We start from the raw sequence: 16305 nt of genomic DNA on the forward strand, positions 1-16305 counted from the left end.
ATGATAGGAAAGGGAAAGCCTATGGGAGGAAAACAAACTTGGCTCATACTTATAGTAATATTACCCCTGCTTACTGGCTGTTGGAGCAGAACAGAAATCACTGATATAGCCATCGTACTCGGTATAGCGATAGATGAGTTGGAAAACGAACAGATTCAGATTGCCTTGCAAATTGCAGTACCAAAGGCACTTGGAACTAGTGGATCTACTCAAGGCTCTGGTGCAACGAAATCAACCATAATGATTTCTGCAAAAGGAAAATCTATTATGGAAGCATATCGAATCATTCAGGAAAAGTTGCCACGAGAAGTTTTTTTTGCCCATAGCCGTGTCATTATTGTGGGGGAAAAACTGGCAAGAGATAGTGTTTCTTCCTTTCTTGACTTCTTTTCAAGGTATCGACAAGCACATTTGCGTAACTATCTTTTATTTACGAAAGGGAAAGCTGTTGATGTCCTGAAGTCAGCTCCCCGATTAGAATCGATTATGGCGGAGGAAATCAGAGAACAGGAAAGAACAGGAGTTGGGATACAAATTAGCGTAAGGGACTTTTTGAAGAGACTGCTAAAAGATGGAGAAGAACCGGTGGCGGCTCAAATTTCAAATTTACCCTTGGAAATGGTGAACAAGATTGAAACAGAAGGATCTGAAATGCCTAAAAAAGCTCCTGCTATTAATGGAGCTGCTGTATTCAGGGGAAATCGATTGGTTGGTTGGTTGAATGATAAAGAGGCTAGAGGTGTTTTATGGCTGCGTAATGAAATTAAATCTGGGGTCCTTACAGTAATGGTCCCAACTGAAGAAGGAAAAAGAATGGTAGGAGCTAAAATAAAGAAAGGATCAACCGACATTAAACCGATATTCCATCATGACAAGCTGAAAATCAAGCTAGAGATCTATGGGGAGATAGATATTTTTGATAATAATACGGCATTAGATTTGCGTGATCCGAGGGTAATGAATACTCTGCAATCCATTTTTGAAAAGGACGTTAAGACGAGAATTAAGTTAACACTCGATAAAACACAAAAAGAATTAAAATCAGATATATTTGGATTTGGGCAAGCTGTATACCGAACTGAACCAGCGAAGTGGAAGAGCTTTTATAAGAAAAAGTGGTCCGAGGTTTTTCCGGATTTAGAAGTAGAAATTGTTCCTCATATAAGGATAAGAGGCACTGGATTTAGCACAAAATCCATGTCACAGCCAGACGATTAAAAGTGAGTAGTATTTATAAGTTATTGCTCAAAGGGGGGAGTGCATGGAGCGAATCTCTATTTTTCAACTTTTTACAATGACTATATTTTTTCAGGTAGGTACTAACATCATATTTGGTTTTGCTTCACTTGCAGGTCGAGATGCATGGCTTGCGATTTTAATCTGTACTGTTTTGAGTATATTCATTGTTTTACTACACCTCGATCTTATGGAGCGAAACCCGGGTTTAACGATTGTTGAATGGTTTCCTGCACAATTTGGTCGGTGGTTAGGCATGCCTATTGCATGGTTGTATCCCCTTCAATTTTTGTATTCTGGGGGGCGTACAATTTCTGATTTGAATTCGTTAATTCCATCCACTCTTCTGCCTGACACCCCTTCAGCGTTTGTGGTGGCAGCCATGTTACTGGTTATTGTGCACTGCTTATTTTCTGGAATAGAAGTGTTAGCACGGTTTACAGAATACACGCTACCAGTGATATTATTGTTTCTCGTGTTAGAAATAATTCTGCTTTTCAGTTCAGGAGTTGTCAATTTTCAAGATGCGCTTCCTGTTTTAGGAGAAGGATGGGAAAGGATTTGGACGTCGGTATGGCCAGTGGGTATATCCCAATTATTTTCCGAGACTTTAATATTGGCCGTAATCTGGCCATTAGTAACGAAGCAAAAAAAAATTAGAAAGATAACTATATTAGCTACTATAATATCCGGGTTAATTGTTAGCTGCTTTAGCCTGATACAAATTGCTGTTTTGGGGGAAGATCTCGTCGAACGTACGTCTTATCCTCTCTATTTATTAGTAAGGCAAATATCAGTTGCTGAATTTTTGGAGAATTTAGATGCAATTATTGCCTTAAATATGATTATTACAGCCTATGTTAAAATCACCATTTACTTCTTTGTTGCAGTACGATCGATTCAGCTGTTAATGAATATGCGTAGTAGTCGCCCATTAATCGTCCCTGTCGCTTTTATTCTCTATTTGTTAGGTATGACCATGTCAACAAATATCAATGAACACCTGTATATTTTTGACAAGCTTACACGTGATACATTGTTATCTCCCTTATTGTACATCTTTTTGCCAAGTTTACTGTTAATCGTAACACTGATACGAAAAAAATGGTCACAAAAACGAAATAGTCAATTGGGGTAAGTGGAAAAATACAAGGAGTTGTAATATAGAAAATGAATAAGTATCTATGGCCATGGCAATCTCAAGTACTGATGTATTATCCGTGGGCGTTGCCTGCATTTTTTGCTATTCTCTCTATTCCTTTATCAATCGTTTCATGGAAGCGAAGCAAGAAGTAATTAATTCATTATTGAAGTTGTATAAATTGGTTTATCAATGTCTATTAAGAAGAACCCTTCTTTTCTTGTAGCAACTTCATAACTAAAAGAAAAATGCTGACAAACAGTATATTATAATTCCTTCAGTCCGGATTCAGAAAAGAGACGATTATGGAAGTGCTTCCTTTAATTGTTAATAAGGGGTTAAGCAAGAATGGAGAAAATATATATTGTTTTTGTAACAAGGAATTTTCAAAAATGAATGTAAGGTAATAATAAATGACCTTGTTATTCTTTTGGAGGATTTACAAGGTCATTTACAAACTATCTCATTATTCATTATTTTAAGAATCCCCTCTGATTTTTAGACAGTTTTCTATTAGCAATACGTCTTCAACTCTTTGTATTAAATTATTGATTAACTATATCTAAACAATTTTAGAGCATTTAGTACACTCATTAGAGTAGCATTCATGTTGTTCTTCGATTTCCGTGCCACAGTTTGCACATTTTTTACGAGGCAAATTTTTAAAGAACTCAGTCATTTTCACTAACATATTGATTCCCTCCTGTTTATTAGCGTAGTCAATTTAAGCGATTTTAGAGCATTTAGTACACTCATTAGAGTAGCATTCATGTTGTTCTTCAATTTCCGTGCCACAGTTTGCACATTTTTTACGAGGCAAATTTTTAAAGAACTCAGTCATTTTCACTAACATATTGATTCCCTCCTATTTATAAGCGTAGTTAATTTAAGCGATTTTAGAGCATTTAGTACACTCATTAGAGTAGCATTCATGTTGTTCTTCAATTTCCTTACCACAGTTTGCACATTTTTTACGAGGCAAATTTTTAAAGAACTCAGTCATTTTCACTAACATATTGATTCCCTCCTGTTTATTAGCGTAGTCAGTTTAAGCGATTTTAGAGCATTTAGTACATTCATTAGAGTAGCATTCATGTTGTTCTTCGATTTCCGTGCCGCAGTTTGCACATTTTTTACGAGGCAAATTTTTAAAGAACTCAGTCATTTTCATCAACATTTTCATCATCTCCAATTTTTAAGCGTAGGTGGTCTCATTGACTTTTGTGCATTTTTCATACTCATTGGTACGGCATTCCTGCTGTTCTTGCATTTCTGTACTGTACTTCGCACATTTTTTATCAGATAAATCCTTAAAGAATTCCGGCTTTCTAATTTTGAATAAGGAATTTTCTATGGGTATACTATAAAAGAGTCTAAAGTGAGCTGGTTCACCACAGAAAACGCATGTATGTTTCTGATATTTTTGAGACAATCTCTGTATATGAGGTACATTTAATACTTCTATAGCCTTTTTAATATGTTTTTCGCAAACTTTTAACAATAGTATCCCCTCCTTAAACTGAGTATTTGTGTTATGGGTTTCTTATACAACATGAATCAGTTTTTTGAAAAAATAAAGCGTTTTCTTTTCAGTGAAAGATTCTAATCATTTTAGAAAAACAATCTTTATGTTAGATTTTGTGTTTTTTATGGTTACTTTAGCTTCTTCACTAAGTATCCCCTCTCTGTAAAACATGCTTGGGATAAGGTTATCACCATTTCCATTGTGATGAACTTGAAATTTTGTGGTGATTACCTTGTAAAAACAGCATATTTTATGGAACGCATTTCATATCAAGTGTTTTTTTTAAAAAATTAATACATAATTTAAATCCACTTAAGGAGACGGTTATAACTGAAAAAGGATAGCTTCAATAAGGTGAAATCTGTCCAAAATAAAAATGAATTATCTAAAATGCCAAGTATCATCGATGCAGCAATTAGAGAACTTAGTGTTGGTAAAACATTTTCTCTTCAGATATTTACAAATTACGTAAAGTTGGCATTCTAGCATATGAGATATTTTTCGCTTTCCATAGGAGGAGTATGAATCTTTACCAAGGACTATTATCTGATCTGGGGGACAGCCTCAATTCTAAAAAGTGGATCTATTTTGGAAAGCTCAGTAAAGGATTGAAGGTATGTACAAGAAAATAAAGTCACAACCGCATTGGAAAATTACTATAACTCTCATGGATTTAAGAGAAAATTGATAGAATAAAAAAACATCTGTATACCTCGTTACATTGGTTAATGGTGCACTCAACATAACAGATATACAGATGTTTTTTATGCTCTTTCTCCGTCAAGAATAGAATTTACTGTAGATTCGGAATTTTTATGATAAAATAGATTTTTTTTATGGTTAGCTTTAAATTGCTTGGGTGTCTCTTTGGTCACTTTTTTAAATAATAACGTAAAGTAATTTGGATTATCGTAACCTATAATTTTTGCAATTTCTCCAATTTTTAAATCGGTCGAAACCAACAAGCTTTTTGCTTCTCCGATTCGTCGGTTAATTAGGTAATTAATAGGGGTCATTTGCATTTGTTCTTTGAAGACATGGGATAGGTAATACTTATTAATATATAGTTCATCAGCTATGTCTTCCAACTTTATATTTTTTTTATAATTTTTATCAATAAATTCTTTTATACGATGGGAAAGTGAAGTGAATTCTTGTGTATTACTTTTAATATTTTGTAATTGAATAGCCCTATGAATTAAAGTAATTGAGGACGATAGTAAACCCTGACAAATAATTTCAAAGCCAGCAGCTTGAAGGGAGGATTCCTCAAAAATATTTGAAAAATAAGTTCCAATCAAATCTGAGTAGCGATTCTTTTGGATAATTGGCTGGAGATCTAAAGGTATTATACAAAGTTCTTTCAATTGATCAATAGCTAGACTAGAGATTCCACAATAAAGTGTCTTGAGAGGTTTTTCTGGATTCGAGTACTCTTCATGCATAATCCCCGGATTGTATATGAGAATATCCCCTTTTTTGGCAGTATAGTGTGTATTATTAATAATAAAAGTTCCTTCTCCTTCACAGATATAAATAATCTCACTTAAATCATCATGCTTGTGGCTTGGAAAATTCCAATTCGGATTTCCACCCACCTGCCCGGCGTACGCAAGTACTGGGAGTTTTTTGAATTTTAAAGGTGTATCCCAATATTCCACATTAAGATTTTTATCTTTACGGTTAAAACGCTCCATAATTTCCCTCCCCATCTTATCTGTTGAGCCAAGATAATATCTTAAATAACAAGATATTAGAGTTTGTATTTAGTTGTAACAACATATTAGACTTTTCTTGATAAACGGAGTTTTATATCCTTTTTGTTTATTTTGCATAAAATCTTTCTTTTGCAAAATGTTAATTTTATGCAATTTTTCGAATCTTCCCTCTGAATTTTAAAAAACTACTCATTAATCAATCTAATTTATAACCTTTTCAAGCCTGAATGACAATATTAGGTAGCAAGATATTATAGTTTTTATAATCAACTTAGCACGATAGTTAATTGTGTAAATACTTTGGCAATAGTAGAATCCTAACTAGTCAGACTAATCTGAAGATTTGTACTGATGAAAAATTCGAATAGAAGGGGTGAACTGTTGGGTGGAAAAAAAGAATGACTATGTTCTTGAGATGAAAAATATTTCCAAGTCATTCCCAGGCGTGAAAGCCCTTGATAACGTTTCTTTAAATGTGAAAAAAGGAAGCGTTCATGCACTTATGGGGGAAAATGGAGCCGGTAAATCTACACTTATGAAGATTCTAGCTGGTATCCATAAACCGGATAAGGGAGAACTATTTTTAAAGGGGGAAAAAGTCGAGTTTAACAATCCACGTGATGCCTTACATCATGGAATTAGTATGATTCATCAAGAGTTAAGCTATGTTCCCGAACTGACTGTTGCAGAAAATATCTTTCTTGGTAGAGAGCCATGCTTTGGTAAGTATAAGGTAATTAACAAGAAGGAACAAAAAGAAAGAGCCCTTGAGTTATTTCAAAAACTGAATATTGACTTAAGTCCGAATAAAAAGATGGCGGATCTGTCTGTATCTGATAGGCAAATGGTAGAAATAATGAAGGCGGTTTCTAATGATGCAGATATTATTGTAATGGATGAGCCAACCTCAGCTATCACTGACAGAGAAGTCGAAAAGCTGTTTAACCTTATTAAAATGCTCACATCCCAGGGAAAAGCTATTATTTATATCTCTCACAAAATGGAAGAGATTTTTAAAATTTCAGATGAGATTACCATTTTAAGAGATGGAACTTATGTGGATAGTAAACAAGCAAAAGATTTAAATCAGGATTTGCTTATTTCCTTAATGGTTGGGAGGGAATTAAAGGACGTCTATCAAATGACAACATCCAAAAATGACAGCGTATTCATGGATGTGAAAAACCTCACACGGAAAGGCCGTTTTGAAAATATTTCATTTACCCTCCATCAAGGAGAAGTACTTGGTATTGCTGGGCTTGTTGGTGCAGGAAGAACAGAAGTAGTAGAAAGTATTTTTGGTATTCATCCTCCACAAGGTGGAGAAATTTATCTTAATCAAAAAAAGGTAACTCATAAGCGCCCAGGACAAGCTATTAAGAATGGCATAGCCCTAGTGACTGAAGATAGAAAACAAACAGGTTTAAATTTAGCAGGATCAGTGAGAGATAATATTAGTTTAGTTAATTTGAGGGAGTTCTCTTTCTTTAAGAATATTATTTCTCGAAGAAGAGAACATAGTGTAGTAGATGAACAAATACACTCATTAAGGATTAAAACGCCAAATCGGAACATGCTAGTAAAGAATTTAAGTGGTGGTAATCAACAGAAAATTGTTATTGCTAAATGGCTATTGAATAATCCTGATGTATTGATATTGGATGAGCCGACTCGAGGAATAGATATTGGGGCAAAATCAGAAATTTATAAAATCATTAGTGATTATGCAGCAATGGGGAAATCCATCATTGTCATTTCCTCTGAGATGCCTGAATTATTTGGAATCTGTGATCGAATTATTGTCATGAGTGAAGGCAGATTAACGGGAGAGTTTGAAAGGGACGAGTTCGATCAAGAGAAGGTCATGGCATGCTGTGCAGGAATTCAGAAAGGGGAAAAAATTTGATGAACCTTCAAAAAGAAGAAGTAGTAAAATCTAGTGTACTAGACTTAGCAAATTCGCGAGCTGTAATAAAGAAAGGGAGTACGGGGAAACTTCTTGCTAGATACGGTATTTATATTGCTTTCGCCATCCTGTTTATAACCTTATCTATTACCTCAGAGTCGTTTTTAACTACGACCAATATTATTAATATTTTACGCCAAGTATCTATTATAGGTATTGTGTCTATTGGAATGTCCTTCGTTATTATGACTGGAGGGATTGACCTTTCTATTGGATCTATTATGGCACTTTCAGCCGTCGTTGCTACAAGCTTTGCCAAGGTAGACAGCAGTTATTCTTTATTTATTCCGGTTATTGTTGGGATTATGGTTGGTTTAGCCTGTGGATTAACCAATGGTATTTTAGTTGCTAAATGGAGAGTATCCCCATTTATTGCAACTTTAGGAATGATGACTGCGGCACGCGGATTAGCTATGGTTTATACGGAAGGTAGACCTGTTATCGGGCTTAGTGAGTCATATAACAATATTGGAAGCGGTTCCTTTTTACATCTGCCTATTCCTATTATTATCTTCGTTGCCATTGTTTTAATTGGGACATTCCTTCTTAACTTTACTGTATTTGGAAGATATGTGTTTGCTACTGGAGGAAATGAACAGGCTGCTAAATTATCAGGTATTCGAGTAACTTCCATCCAAATTGGTGTATACGCTATTGCAGGAATATTAGCAGGAGTTGGAGGAATGATCCTCTCATCCCGGATTATGTCGGGATCCCCAGTGTTAGGACAGGGATATGAGCTTGATGCTATTGCTGCAGTCGTGATTGGAGGAACCAGCTTACTGGGCGGCGTAGGAAGCATTATGGGTACCGTCGTAGGGGTACTAATTATTGGTGTAATGAATAATGGTCTAGACTTACTGAATGTTTCCTCTTATTATCAACAAATTTTAAAAGGAGCTATCATTGTCATTGCCATTCTTCTAGATAAAAAGAATCAACGTTAAACATTAAAAAACTAAGAGGTGAGTGTATGGGAAAGGTAAAAGCATTGGCTGTAATTTTATTGTTGCTTCTCAGTATTTTGAGTGGATGTTCTGGCAAATCAGACGAGAAAGTAAGTGGAACTGCGAAAGGTAAGATAAAGATAGGTGTCCTATACCAAAATTTACAAAATGAATATATTGTTAACTTACAAGACTCTATTAGACAATATGCGAAATCCTCAGGTGTTGAATTAATAGAATCAGATGGACAAGGAAAGGCTGAAAATCAAATTAACCAAGTAGAGAATCTAATCAATCAGAAAGTAGATGCGATTATTTTAAATCCAGCTGATAAAAACGGTAGTGCCGCAGTAGTTGAACAAGCTGCAGCAGCAAAAATTCCAGTTATAACAGTGTTAGCAGTTGTTTCTAATGAGGATAAAGCTACAGCACATGTCGGATCTGTCGATGTTGAGGCTGGAAAAATAGAAATGAGGCATATTGCAGAATTGTTAGGCGGGAAAGGAACGATTGGGATTATTCATGGACCTAACGGGAACTCTGCAGAGGTTAACAGAACTGAAGGAAATAAAGCAGTCTTAAAAGGTTACCCTGATATTAAAGTCGCTGCTGAGCAAACAGCAAACTGGTCACGTGAGGAAGCGCTTAAATTGACAGAAAACTGGTTGCAATCACAGAAACTAGATGCGATTGTTGCACAAAATGATGAAATGGCCCTAGGCGCAATCAAAGCAGTGAGTGCAGCAGGGAAATTAAAGGATATAAAAGTCATTGGAATTGATGGAATACCAGATGCTTTTAATTCAATTGGAGCAGGAGAATTATCCGCAACTGTATTCCAAGATGTGGATGCACAAGGGAAAACGGCAGTTGAAGTAGCGTATAAGGCGGCAAAGGGAGAGAAAGTGGAGAAAGAGAACACGATTCCTTTCCAATTAGTTACAAAAGAGAATCTAGACCAATTTAAAGGAAAATAAGCCTTTAGGTATTAAAAATTAATGTAATCATTCAGTCTATCCACAAAAATGTAGGAGAAAGAGAGTGTGCGATGAGAATAGTATCCTCTCTTTCTCTTTCTCTTTAGGGGACATAGAGAACAGTTCATGTTTTTAGTTTCTATTCTGTTTTACAACGTATAAATATCGACTTTCGATAATCTTGACAAAAAAATAATTGTTAACACTATATGAATTTGCTAATTTTTTATCAAATCTTAGCAAGACGAATACCCTGTGTTGCCTGATTCACAAAAATGCTGGGAGGAATTTCAAATGAAAATGGAAAAAAATCTAAATAACATTCTTGAAATTGTAACTCCATTAAATGAACGTTTGAATAATGAGCCGTTAAGAGTATTGAGTGAAGAAGAATGGGAGTTTTGGAAAGAAAATGGTTATGTCATTATCCGTGAGGCAGTTCCAAAAGAACATATCGACAGGCTTGTAAATTTGATCTGGGAGTTTGAAGAAAAAGATCCTGATGATCCATCTACTTGGTATACCGCGCCACGCCGTGAAATGCAGATGAAGGAGCTTACAAACACTGGGATGGTTGAACTATATAATCATCAATATTTATGGGATAACCGCATGTATGAGAAAATTTATAATGCTTTTGTTGATATTTGGGGAACTGAAAAACTATGGGTGAGCATTGACCGATGCAATTTAAATCTTCCAATCAAACAGGGCCATGAGTATAAGGGATTCATTCATTGGGATATAAATACTTCTCTAAATCCGATTCCTGTTAGTGTCCAGGGGGTTTTAGCCTTAGTTGATACAGATACTGATATGGGAGGGTTCCAGTGTATTCCAGAACTTTATAGAACTTTTGACGAATGGGTAAAAACACAGCCTGCCGACCGAGATCCCTATAAGCCAGATACAACAGGTTTTACACCAACAAAAGTAGTAACAAAGGCTGGAGACTTGCTCATTTTTAATAGTATGCAACCTCATGGGATTCGTCCGAATTTTTCTGAGAAACCTCGATTAGCACAATATATTTCGATGTTCCCTGCTCAAGAAGAAAACGAAGAACTGAAAGAGTCTCGAATAAATTCTTGGAGTGAAAGAATTAAACCTGATGGATATGCTTTTCCAGGTGACCCCCGAAGTTGGGAACAAACTAAATATGGAAGAGCTAAATTAACCGAACTAGGTGAAAAATTACTGGGACTCAAAAAATGGTAAAGTAGGGTTTGGTATACCGTTTCAAGGAGTGCGGCTGGGAATATATTGAATTTCCAGCCGTGATATACGTATCTAAATGGTATTATCAAAGAAACACATTCTTATTATCCTCTTTTATATCTGTGTTAGAAGACTTTTTCTATGGCTTAATCCCTACAGAACCCTAAGCGCTAATATCGCCTTTTTCGAATTCTTTCATCTATATACTTTATGGGTGAAAACACTGAGATTTCTCCACTTCCTTACTTTTGTTTTCGTAGTTTCCATAGACACATGTGGAAATTTCATGTCGTCTATTACCTAATTTTTTTGATGTATAAATTTTACATCAAAAAGTTCACTGATTTTTTGAAAAGTATGCTTGACTTGGAACGCGTTCCATAGAATACCCTGTTTGCATAGTGTTAATGTTGGCAATAGAGATAGATATCATAAGAGGGGAGAGCGTATGAAAAGGGAAAACATCATCTTAAAATTAGATAGAAAGAAAATTACTATGGGAATGAAGTTCCAGAGGAACAAAACGATGGATTATTTTGTAATCGTTTCCTCTTAATGGAAATGAGACCGTTAATGAACTAATGAGTGGGAATTTTATTGAAGAAGAATCAAAGGTGAAAAGTCAAAACTTTTATAATTTTTAAAAAATAATATTTAAAAACATTTTTTGAGATGTTTTTATATCTTATGCGTGTTATGAGGAGGAATTGGAATACCAATTCTAAAGAAGGTAAATAAAGGTGCTTAATGGTATACATTGGTTTTTTATTTTCTGAATTTTAAAAAAGAAATACTTAATTTTATCAGTAGGAGTGAAAAATATGCAACGTAATGTATTAATCATCCCACGTCTCTCAGCTATGATGTTCCTGCAGTATTTTGTCTTGGGCACATGGTTTGCTACTTTAGGTTATATCCTGAGTCAGCATGGGCTATCATCTATTATTGGAACTGCATACTCGATAGGTGGTATTGCTGCTTTGATTTCTCCACTTTTCCTAGGTATGATTACGGATCGATTCTTTCCGTCTCAAAAAGTGTTAGGGATTGTGAACATTGTAGGAGCAATCGTGTTATGGTTTCTTCCAGCACAAATCTATGCAGGTAATGGAACCGCTTTTTTATGGCTTATGTTTTTGTATATGTTGTGCTTTAATCCCACGTATTCCTTAACGAATAATGTAAGCTTCCATAATGTAAAAGATTCTATGAAAAGTTTCCCAATCATCCGTGTGTGCGGAACGGTAGGGTTTATCGTTGCAGGTGTGTTAATTGGAAGTCTTGGTTATTCAGGAAGTCCAGTCTCTATCCAAATTGGCGCTGTTGTATCTGTTATCCTTGGAGTATACTGCTTTACATTACCGAATACCCCAGCACCGGCTAAAGGGAAACCGTTTTCAATGCGTGACTTCCTTTGTCTGGATGCATTGAGCTTATTAAAAAATCGTTACTATTTAGTGTTTATCATCTGCACGGTTTTACTTTTCATTGACCATGCATCGTATATCTCTTTTGCTTCCGTATTTCTTGGTGATGCGGGAATAGAAAATGTTTCATCTGTTTTGACGATTGGCCAAGTGTCTGAAATTGTATTCATGCTGTTAATACCTGTAGCTTTCCGTTTTTTGGGTTTCAAATACATGTTCCTCATTGGAATGATTGCATGGGTAATGCGCATGTCATTGTTTGCCTTCGCTGAACCTTCAACAATCACAGTATTTATGTATATCGCTATCGCTTTACATGGATTGTGTTGGGACTTTTTCTTTGTATCCGGGTATATCTATACGGATACAATGGCAACAGCAAAAATCAAGAGTCAAGCACAAGGGTTATTAATCATGTTTACTCAAGGGATTGGCATGTTTGTTGGATCGTTTATCGCAGGAAATCTGTTTAATCAAACGGTCACAGAACAAGGAGCAGCTTCTCTTCCACAATGGAAAATTTTCTGGATGTATCCTGCAGCGATTGCGCTAGTAGTTGCGGTAGTCTTCTTTTTCTTCTTTAAGGATAAAAAGAAATCTTTTGCAAGCAACGAACGTGTTGATGAGCAAGAGCGCTTACGAGCTTAACGGAGGCTAAAACTCAACTGTATTTGACGTTCCTTTTAGTGCAGAAAAGATAGTTTAATTTAGAAAAACATAAGGAAACGTGTATTGTTGCTCCATTAGGCGAAGCATTTAAGGAAATTTGTGTTCGTAGCTGTTTAGAAGATAGTAAAGCTCAGGTGCTCGTTATGGTACCTGAGCTTTTAAAATGTATTTCTTCGATATGTTCATGGGAGTAAGGATTAGACTTCACTTTTAAGGAGATAAATTCCTATTGCACCATACCCCTTGTAGGTTATTTCTAGCTGCTTATAAGGGAACTTTTTTGCGTGCCGATATTATACTTTTATTAATGAATATACTTGTTGATTCAGTGTGAAAATTTAAAATCTAAAGTCAAAAGAGGGTAAGTTATTATGTATGAAAAATGGTTAGTGGGTGTGGATCTAGGTGGTACTACGATTAAAATAGCGTTTATCAATCAAAATGGTGAGATCATTCACAAATGGGAAGTTCCAACAAATAAAAGTGAAAAAGGCCATCATATACCAACTGATATAGCTAAATCGATTGACCAAACATTAGATGAATTGGGCCAAAATAAAGGTAAGTTAATTGGTATTGGGATAGGGGCTCCAGGTCCTGTTAATTTTCGAAATGGTGCTATTGATGTAGCAGTTAATTTAGGATGGGAGAACTTCCCCTTAAAAGATCTTTTGGAAATGGAAACATCTTTACCTGTTGTTGTTGATAATGATGCCAATGCTGCAGCCATTGGGGAAATGTGGAAGGGTGCTGGAGAAGGAGCAAAGGATTTGATCTGTGTTACGTTAGGAACAGGTGTTGGAGGAGGAATCATTACTAATGGTGAAATTGTACACGGTGTAAATGGATCCGGTGGTGAAGTTGGCCATATTACCTCTATTGCAGAGGGTGGGGCTCTTTGTAATTGTGGAAAAACAGGATGTCTTGAAACAATAGCATCAGCTACAGGCATTGTACGTTTAACTATAGAAGAGATAGTCTGCAATCATATACCTAGTAAATTGAGGGAGTTTTATCATGAACATCAAACGCTATCGTCTAAATTAGTGTTTGAGGTGGCTAATGAGGGGGATGAATTGGCCGGAAGAATAATTGAACATGTCACTTTTCATTTAGGTTTATCATTAGCAAATCTAGCAAATGCCTTGAACCCCGAGAAAATTGTCATTGGCGGTGGTGTTTCCAAAGCAGGCGATATATTATTGGTTCCATTGAAAGAGCAATTTACTCGTTTTGCTTTTCCGAGAGTAGCACAGGGTACAGAGTTAGCCATTGCAACATTAAGTAATGATGCTGGTGTCATTGGTGGTGCTTGGTTAGCAAAGCAGAGGTTTATAAACAGCCAGTATTGATAAGGTGTCTAAGTCCATCTCTTTGAATTCACTTTTTTACTTTACAAGGATATTGTACGTTTCAATGAGTGGATAAATGCAGCTGCTGTTCAAAGTTGCTTGTCAAACTATAAAAAATAGCCCTTCGCCTGACCAATTTCGGTCTGGTGAAGGGCTATTTTTTATCAAAAGAGAAAAATGAATTGGTTGATAAAAATTTATCAACCATTGAAAAAAATCATATAAAAACTTTTTTAAAAAAATTTTTGAAAAACACTTGATATGAAATGCGTTCCATAAAATATCCTATTCTCATAAGGTTGTAAACATTTTCAACGAGTGCAAAAACAAGATAAATGAGGAGAGGATTTCACATGAATAAAGCTGTAAAAAACCAAGGCAACCACGATGCATTAAAAATTACGCAGCCATTAAATGAACGCCCAAATAACGAGCCATTACGAGTATTAACGGAAGAGGAATTTAAATTTTGGAAAGAAAACGGATATGTAGTCGTTCGTAACGTTGTTCCGAAAGAATATATTGACCGAACAGTGAATCTCATTTGGGAGTTTGAAGAAAAGGACCCTAATGATCCTTCCACTTGGTACACAGCTCCACGACGTGAACATACAATGCCAGAGCTTCGAGGAGCTGGAATGGTAGAGCTATATAACCATCAATACTTCTGGGATAATCGTTCCTATCAAAAAGTATACGATGCATTTGTAGATATTTGGGGAACAGAGAAATTATGGACAACAATTGACAGATGTAACCTAAGCTTCCCAAATAAACCAGGTTTCGAATTTGAAGGGTTTATCCACTGGGACGGCAACACTTCATTAGATCCACTACCAGTGAATGTACAAGGGATTCTGTTCTTAACAGATACAGATGTAGAAAATGGTGGATTGAGCGTGATCCCCGAGTTATATAGAAACTTTGATGAGTGGGTAAAAACGCAACCAGCAGATCGCGATCCGTACCATCCAGATTATACGGGCTTTACACCAACTCCAGTAACGCTGAATGCAGGTGACTTATTAATATTCCATGTTATGCAGCCGCATGGTTTACGTAAAAATGTATCAGATACTGCGAATATTCACCAATACATTTCTATGTTCCCAGCACAGGAAGACAATGAGGAACTAAAGGAATGGAGAATTAAACAATGGAGCGAAAGATTGATTCCAGAAGGTGCTGCTTTCCCAGGAGATCCTCGAAATTGGGAACAAGAAAAATACGAACGCGCTGAACTGAGTGAACTAGGTGAAAAGCTGTTAGGACTTAAAAAATGGTAAAGTAGAGTTCGATATATAAATTTCCGCTGGCAAGTAGCAAAGTCATTTTACTCACTAGCATGCCAGGAAAATGATTGAACTATGTAATAAATAAAGGGGAGTCATCTTCATGTTATAAGTGAAGCGGCTCCCTTTATATCTATTCTGATGAAAACATGACTTGATAGAAATATCAAACAATAATTTTTAACATTACTATCGGTCAAAAAAAGTCACCTTTGCTTAATGAGAAATGAAAGGTGATTTTTTATAGGTTGTGCCTGAATCCTTATTCCTTGTTAATTTTAATAAAAAGTCGAGGAGAGTAGAGATGTCCTATGATGGAAGTACTAAAAATCATTATGATGAATAAGGGTGTTACAGTTTTCCTTGAAGAGCTAGTTCTGCAAAATCATTTTTTACGTTCGATTGAATCGGGCATTGATCTTATCTTTATGGAGAGAAACTCTATCTTTTAATTATTATGCATCCTTCCACTAAGCTTATCCTCTGTACAAAATGATACTTATTCAGAATCTCTGTGGTGTTCATCTCCTCTAAATATAATGTAGTACCTAATTATGGAAAGTGAGTTTTTGCATTTTTCAAATTAGAAGGCATAATCTGTAATTGTTTGTGGAAAGTTAGTGTGGTTCTTACGTGTTTTAGGTGATAGAAGATTAGCGGCAATATAGAAAAAAATAAAATGTCGGTGTATACAAATGAGCCTTCATAAATGAATCATCCACCTGGATAAAGAAATTGAAGTATACTGCATACAAAAGAAAGAGGGAGCAAAGAGAAGAACATGGAAATTTCAGAGGCTGTCGGTCTTCATTTGCATATTCCAAGAAAGACGCTTCC

The 16305-nt window shown here is 35.7% G+C and carries 17 protein-coding genes; 11 read left to right on the top strand and 6 right to left on the bottom strand.

Annotation, left to right across the window (positions count from 1 at the left end; all coding sequences use genetic code 11):
• Positions 1–21: 21 nt before the first annotated feature.
• From AAHB12_RS18650 to AAHB12_RS18660, 3 genes are read left to right on the top strand one after another with little or no spacing between them, the layout of a single operon-like run.
• Positions 22–1218 carry a Ger(x)C family spore germination protein gene (locus tag AAHB12_RS18650; RefSeq protein WP_342046417.1) on the top strand — a complete coding sequence of 399 codons (1197 nt, stop codon included), beginning with the start codon at positions 22–24 and terminating at the stop codon, positions 1216–1218.
• Between the two features lie 43 nt (positions 1219–1261).
• Complete coding sequence (locus AAHB12_RS18655) at positions 1262–2374, top strand: GerAB/ArcD/ProY family transporter (protein WP_342046418.1); 1113 nt, start codon at positions 1262–1264, stop codon at positions 2372–2374.
• Positions 2375–2406: 32 nt separating this feature from the next.
• Positions 2407–2532, top strand: a complete 126-nt coding sequence (locus AAHB12_RS18660) for a hypothetical protein (protein WP_342046420.1) — start codon at positions 2407–2409, stop codon at positions 2530–2532.
• A 407-nt stretch (positions 2533–2939) separates the two neighbouring features.
• Here the strand turns inward: AAHB12_RS18660 and yhfH (AAHB12_RS18665) are convergent, their stop codons facing one another.
• From yhfH (AAHB12_RS18665) to AAHB12_RS18690, 6 genes are all read right to left on the bottom strand, one after another.
• Positions 2940–3068 carry a protein YhfH gene (yhfH, locus tag AAHB12_RS18665; protein ID WP_342046422.1) on the bottom strand — a complete coding sequence of 43 codons (129 nt, stop codon included), beginning with the start codon at positions 3066–3068 and terminating at the stop codon, positions 2940–2942.
• Between the two features lie 33 nt (positions 3069–3101).
• On the bottom strand, positions 3102–3230 hold the full coding sequence (gene yhfH, locus AAHB12_RS18670; protein ID WP_342046424.1) for a protein YhfH: 129 nt from the start codon (positions 3228–3230) through the stop codon (positions 3102–3104).
• 33 nt (positions 3231–3263) lie between these two features.
• Complete coding sequence (yhfH, locus tag AAHB12_RS18675; RefSeq protein WP_342046425.1) at positions 3264–3392, bottom strand: protein YhfH; 129 nt, start codon at positions 3390–3392, stop codon at positions 3264–3266.
• 33 nt (positions 3393–3425) lie between these two features.
• Complete coding sequence (yhfH, locus tag AAHB12_RS18680; protein ID WP_342046427.1) at positions 3426–3554, bottom strand: protein YhfH; 129 nt, start codon at positions 3552–3554, stop codon at positions 3426–3428.
• 18 nt (positions 3555–3572) lie between these two features.
• The gene (locus AAHB12_RS18685) at positions 3573–3878 is read right to left on the bottom strand and encodes a hypothetical protein (protein ID WP_342046429.1); all 306 of its coding nucleotides are present in this window, start codon (positions 3876–3878) and stop codon (positions 3573–3575) included.
• Positions 3879–4666: 788 nt separating this feature from the next.
• Positions 4667–5599, bottom strand: coding sequence for an AraC family transcriptional regulator (locus tag AAHB12_RS18690; RefSeq protein WP_342046430.1), 933 nt, complete (start codon positions 5597–5599; stop codon positions 4667–4669).
• Positions 5600–6005: 406 nt separating this feature from the next.
• On the opposite strand from AAHB12_RS18690, the gene AAHB12_RS18695 reads away from it, so the two are divergent.
• The 8 genes from AAHB12_RS18695 (at position 6006) to AAHB12_RS18730 (ending at position 15920) form a co-directional block, all read left to right on the top strand.
• Positions 6006–7526 carry a sugar ABC transporter ATP-binding protein gene (locus AAHB12_RS18695; RefSeq protein WP_342046432.1) on the top strand — a complete coding sequence of 507 codons (1521 nt, stop codon included), beginning with the start codon at positions 6006–6008 and terminating at the stop codon, positions 7524–7526.
• Complete coding sequence (locus tag AAHB12_RS18700; protein ID WP_342046433.1) at positions 7526–8533, top strand: ABC transporter permease; 1008 nt, start codon at positions 7526–7528, stop codon at positions 8531–8533. Before AAHB12_RS18695 ends, AAHB12_RS18700 begins: the two co-directional genes overlap by 1 nt.
• Positions 8534–8559: 26 nt before the next feature.
• A complete protein-coding gene (locus AAHB12_RS18705; protein WP_342046435.1) occupies positions 8560–9510 on the top strand; it encodes a substrate-binding domain-containing protein in 951 nt (316 codons plus the stop codon).
• Positions 9511–9804: 294 nt separating this feature from the next.
• A complete protein-coding gene (locus AAHB12_RS18710; protein WP_342046437.1) occupies positions 9805–10728 on the top strand; it encodes a phytanoyl-CoA dioxygenase family protein in 924 nt (307 codons plus the stop codon).
• 821 nt (positions 10729–11549) lie between these two features.
• Positions 11550–12803: an MFS transporter gene (locus AAHB12_RS18715; RefSeq protein WP_342046438.1), complete on the top strand. Its 1254-nt coding sequence runs from the start codon at positions 11550–11552 to the stop codon at positions 12801–12803.
• A 392-nt stretch (positions 12804–13195) separates the two neighbouring features.
• Positions 13196–14176 carry an ROK family glucokinase gene (locus AAHB12_RS18720; RefSeq protein ID WP_342046440.1) on the top strand — a complete coding sequence of 327 codons (981 nt, stop codon included), beginning with the start codon at positions 13196–13198 and terminating at the stop codon, positions 14174–14176.
• A 353-nt stretch (positions 14177–14529) separates the two neighbouring features.
• Positions 14530–15462 carry a phytanoyl-CoA dioxygenase family protein gene (locus AAHB12_RS18725; RefSeq protein WP_342046441.1) on the top strand — a complete coding sequence of 311 codons (933 nt, stop codon included), beginning with the start codon at positions 14530–14532 and terminating at the stop codon, positions 15460–15462.
• Between the two features lie 317 nt (positions 15463–15779).
• Positions 15780–15920 (top strand): hypothetical protein, encoded by a 141-nt coding sequence (locus tag AAHB12_RS18730; RefSeq protein WP_342046443.1) that lies wholly within the window; start codon positions 15780–15782, stop codon positions 15918–15920.
• Positions 15921–16305: the final 385 nt, after the last annotated feature.

It is taken from the genome of Bacillus sp. OTU530 (genome assembly GCF_038440375.1).

Bases quoted from the DNA above. Each gene is read 5' to 3' on its own strand.
- AAHB12_RS18710 (WP_342046437.1), top strand. From the start codon at position 9,805: ATGAAAATGGAAAAAAATCTAAATAACATTCTTGAAATTGTAACTCCA.
- AAHB12_RS18700 (WP_342046433.1), top strand. From the start codon at position 7,526: ATGAACCTTCAAAAAGAAGAAGTAGTAAAATCTAGTGTACTAGACTTA.
- AAHB12_RS18655 (WP_342046418.1), top strand. From the start codon at position 1,262: ATGGAGCGAATCTCTATTTTTCAACTTTTTACAATGACTATATTTTTT.
- AAHB12_RS18705 (WP_342046435.1), top strand. From the start codon at position 8,560: ATGGGAAAGGTAAAAGCATTGGCTGTAATTTTATTGTTGCTTCTCAGT.
- AAHB12_RS18715 (WP_342046438.1), top strand. From the start codon at position 11,550: ATGCAACGTAATGTATTAATCATCCCACGTCTCTCAGCTATGATGTTC.
- yhfH (WP_342046425.1), bottom strand. From the start codon at position 3,392: ATGTTAGTGAAAATGACTGAGTTCTTTAAAAATTTGCCTCGTAAAAAA.
- AAHB12_RS18725 (WP_342046441.1), top strand. From the start codon at position 14,530: ATGAATAAAGCTGTAAAAAACCAAGGCAACCACGATGCATTAAAAATT.
- AAHB12_RS18690 (WP_342046430.1), bottom strand. From the start codon at position 5,599: ATGGAGCGTTTTAACCGTAAAGATAAAAATCTTAATGTGGAATATTGG.
- AAHB12_RS18730 (WP_342046443.1), top strand. From the start codon at position 15,780: ATGATGGAAGTACTAAAAATCATTATGATGAATAAGGGTGTTACAGTT.
- yhfH (WP_342046422.1), bottom strand. From the start codon at position 3,068: ATGTTAGTGAAAATGACTGAGTTCTTTAAAAATTTGCCTCGTAAAAAA.
- AAHB12_RS18720 (WP_342046440.1), top strand. From the start codon at position 13,196: ATGTATGAAAAATGGTTAGTGGGTGTGGATCTAGGTGGTACTACGATT.
- AAHB12_RS18660 (WP_342046420.1), top strand. From the start codon at position 2,407: ATGAATAAGTATCTATGGCCATGGCAATCTCAAGTACTGATGTATTAT.
- yhfH (WP_342046424.1), bottom strand. From the start codon at position 3,230: ATGTTAGTGAAAATGACTGAGTTCTTTAAAAATTTGCCTCGTAAAAAA.
- AAHB12_RS18650 (WP_342046417.1), top strand. From the start codon at position 22: ATGGGAGGAAAACAAACTTGGCTCATACTTATAGTAATATTACCCCTG.
- yhfH (WP_342046427.1), bottom strand. From the start codon at position 3,554: ATGTTGATGAAAATGACTGAGTTCTTTAAAAATTTGCCTCGTAAAAAA.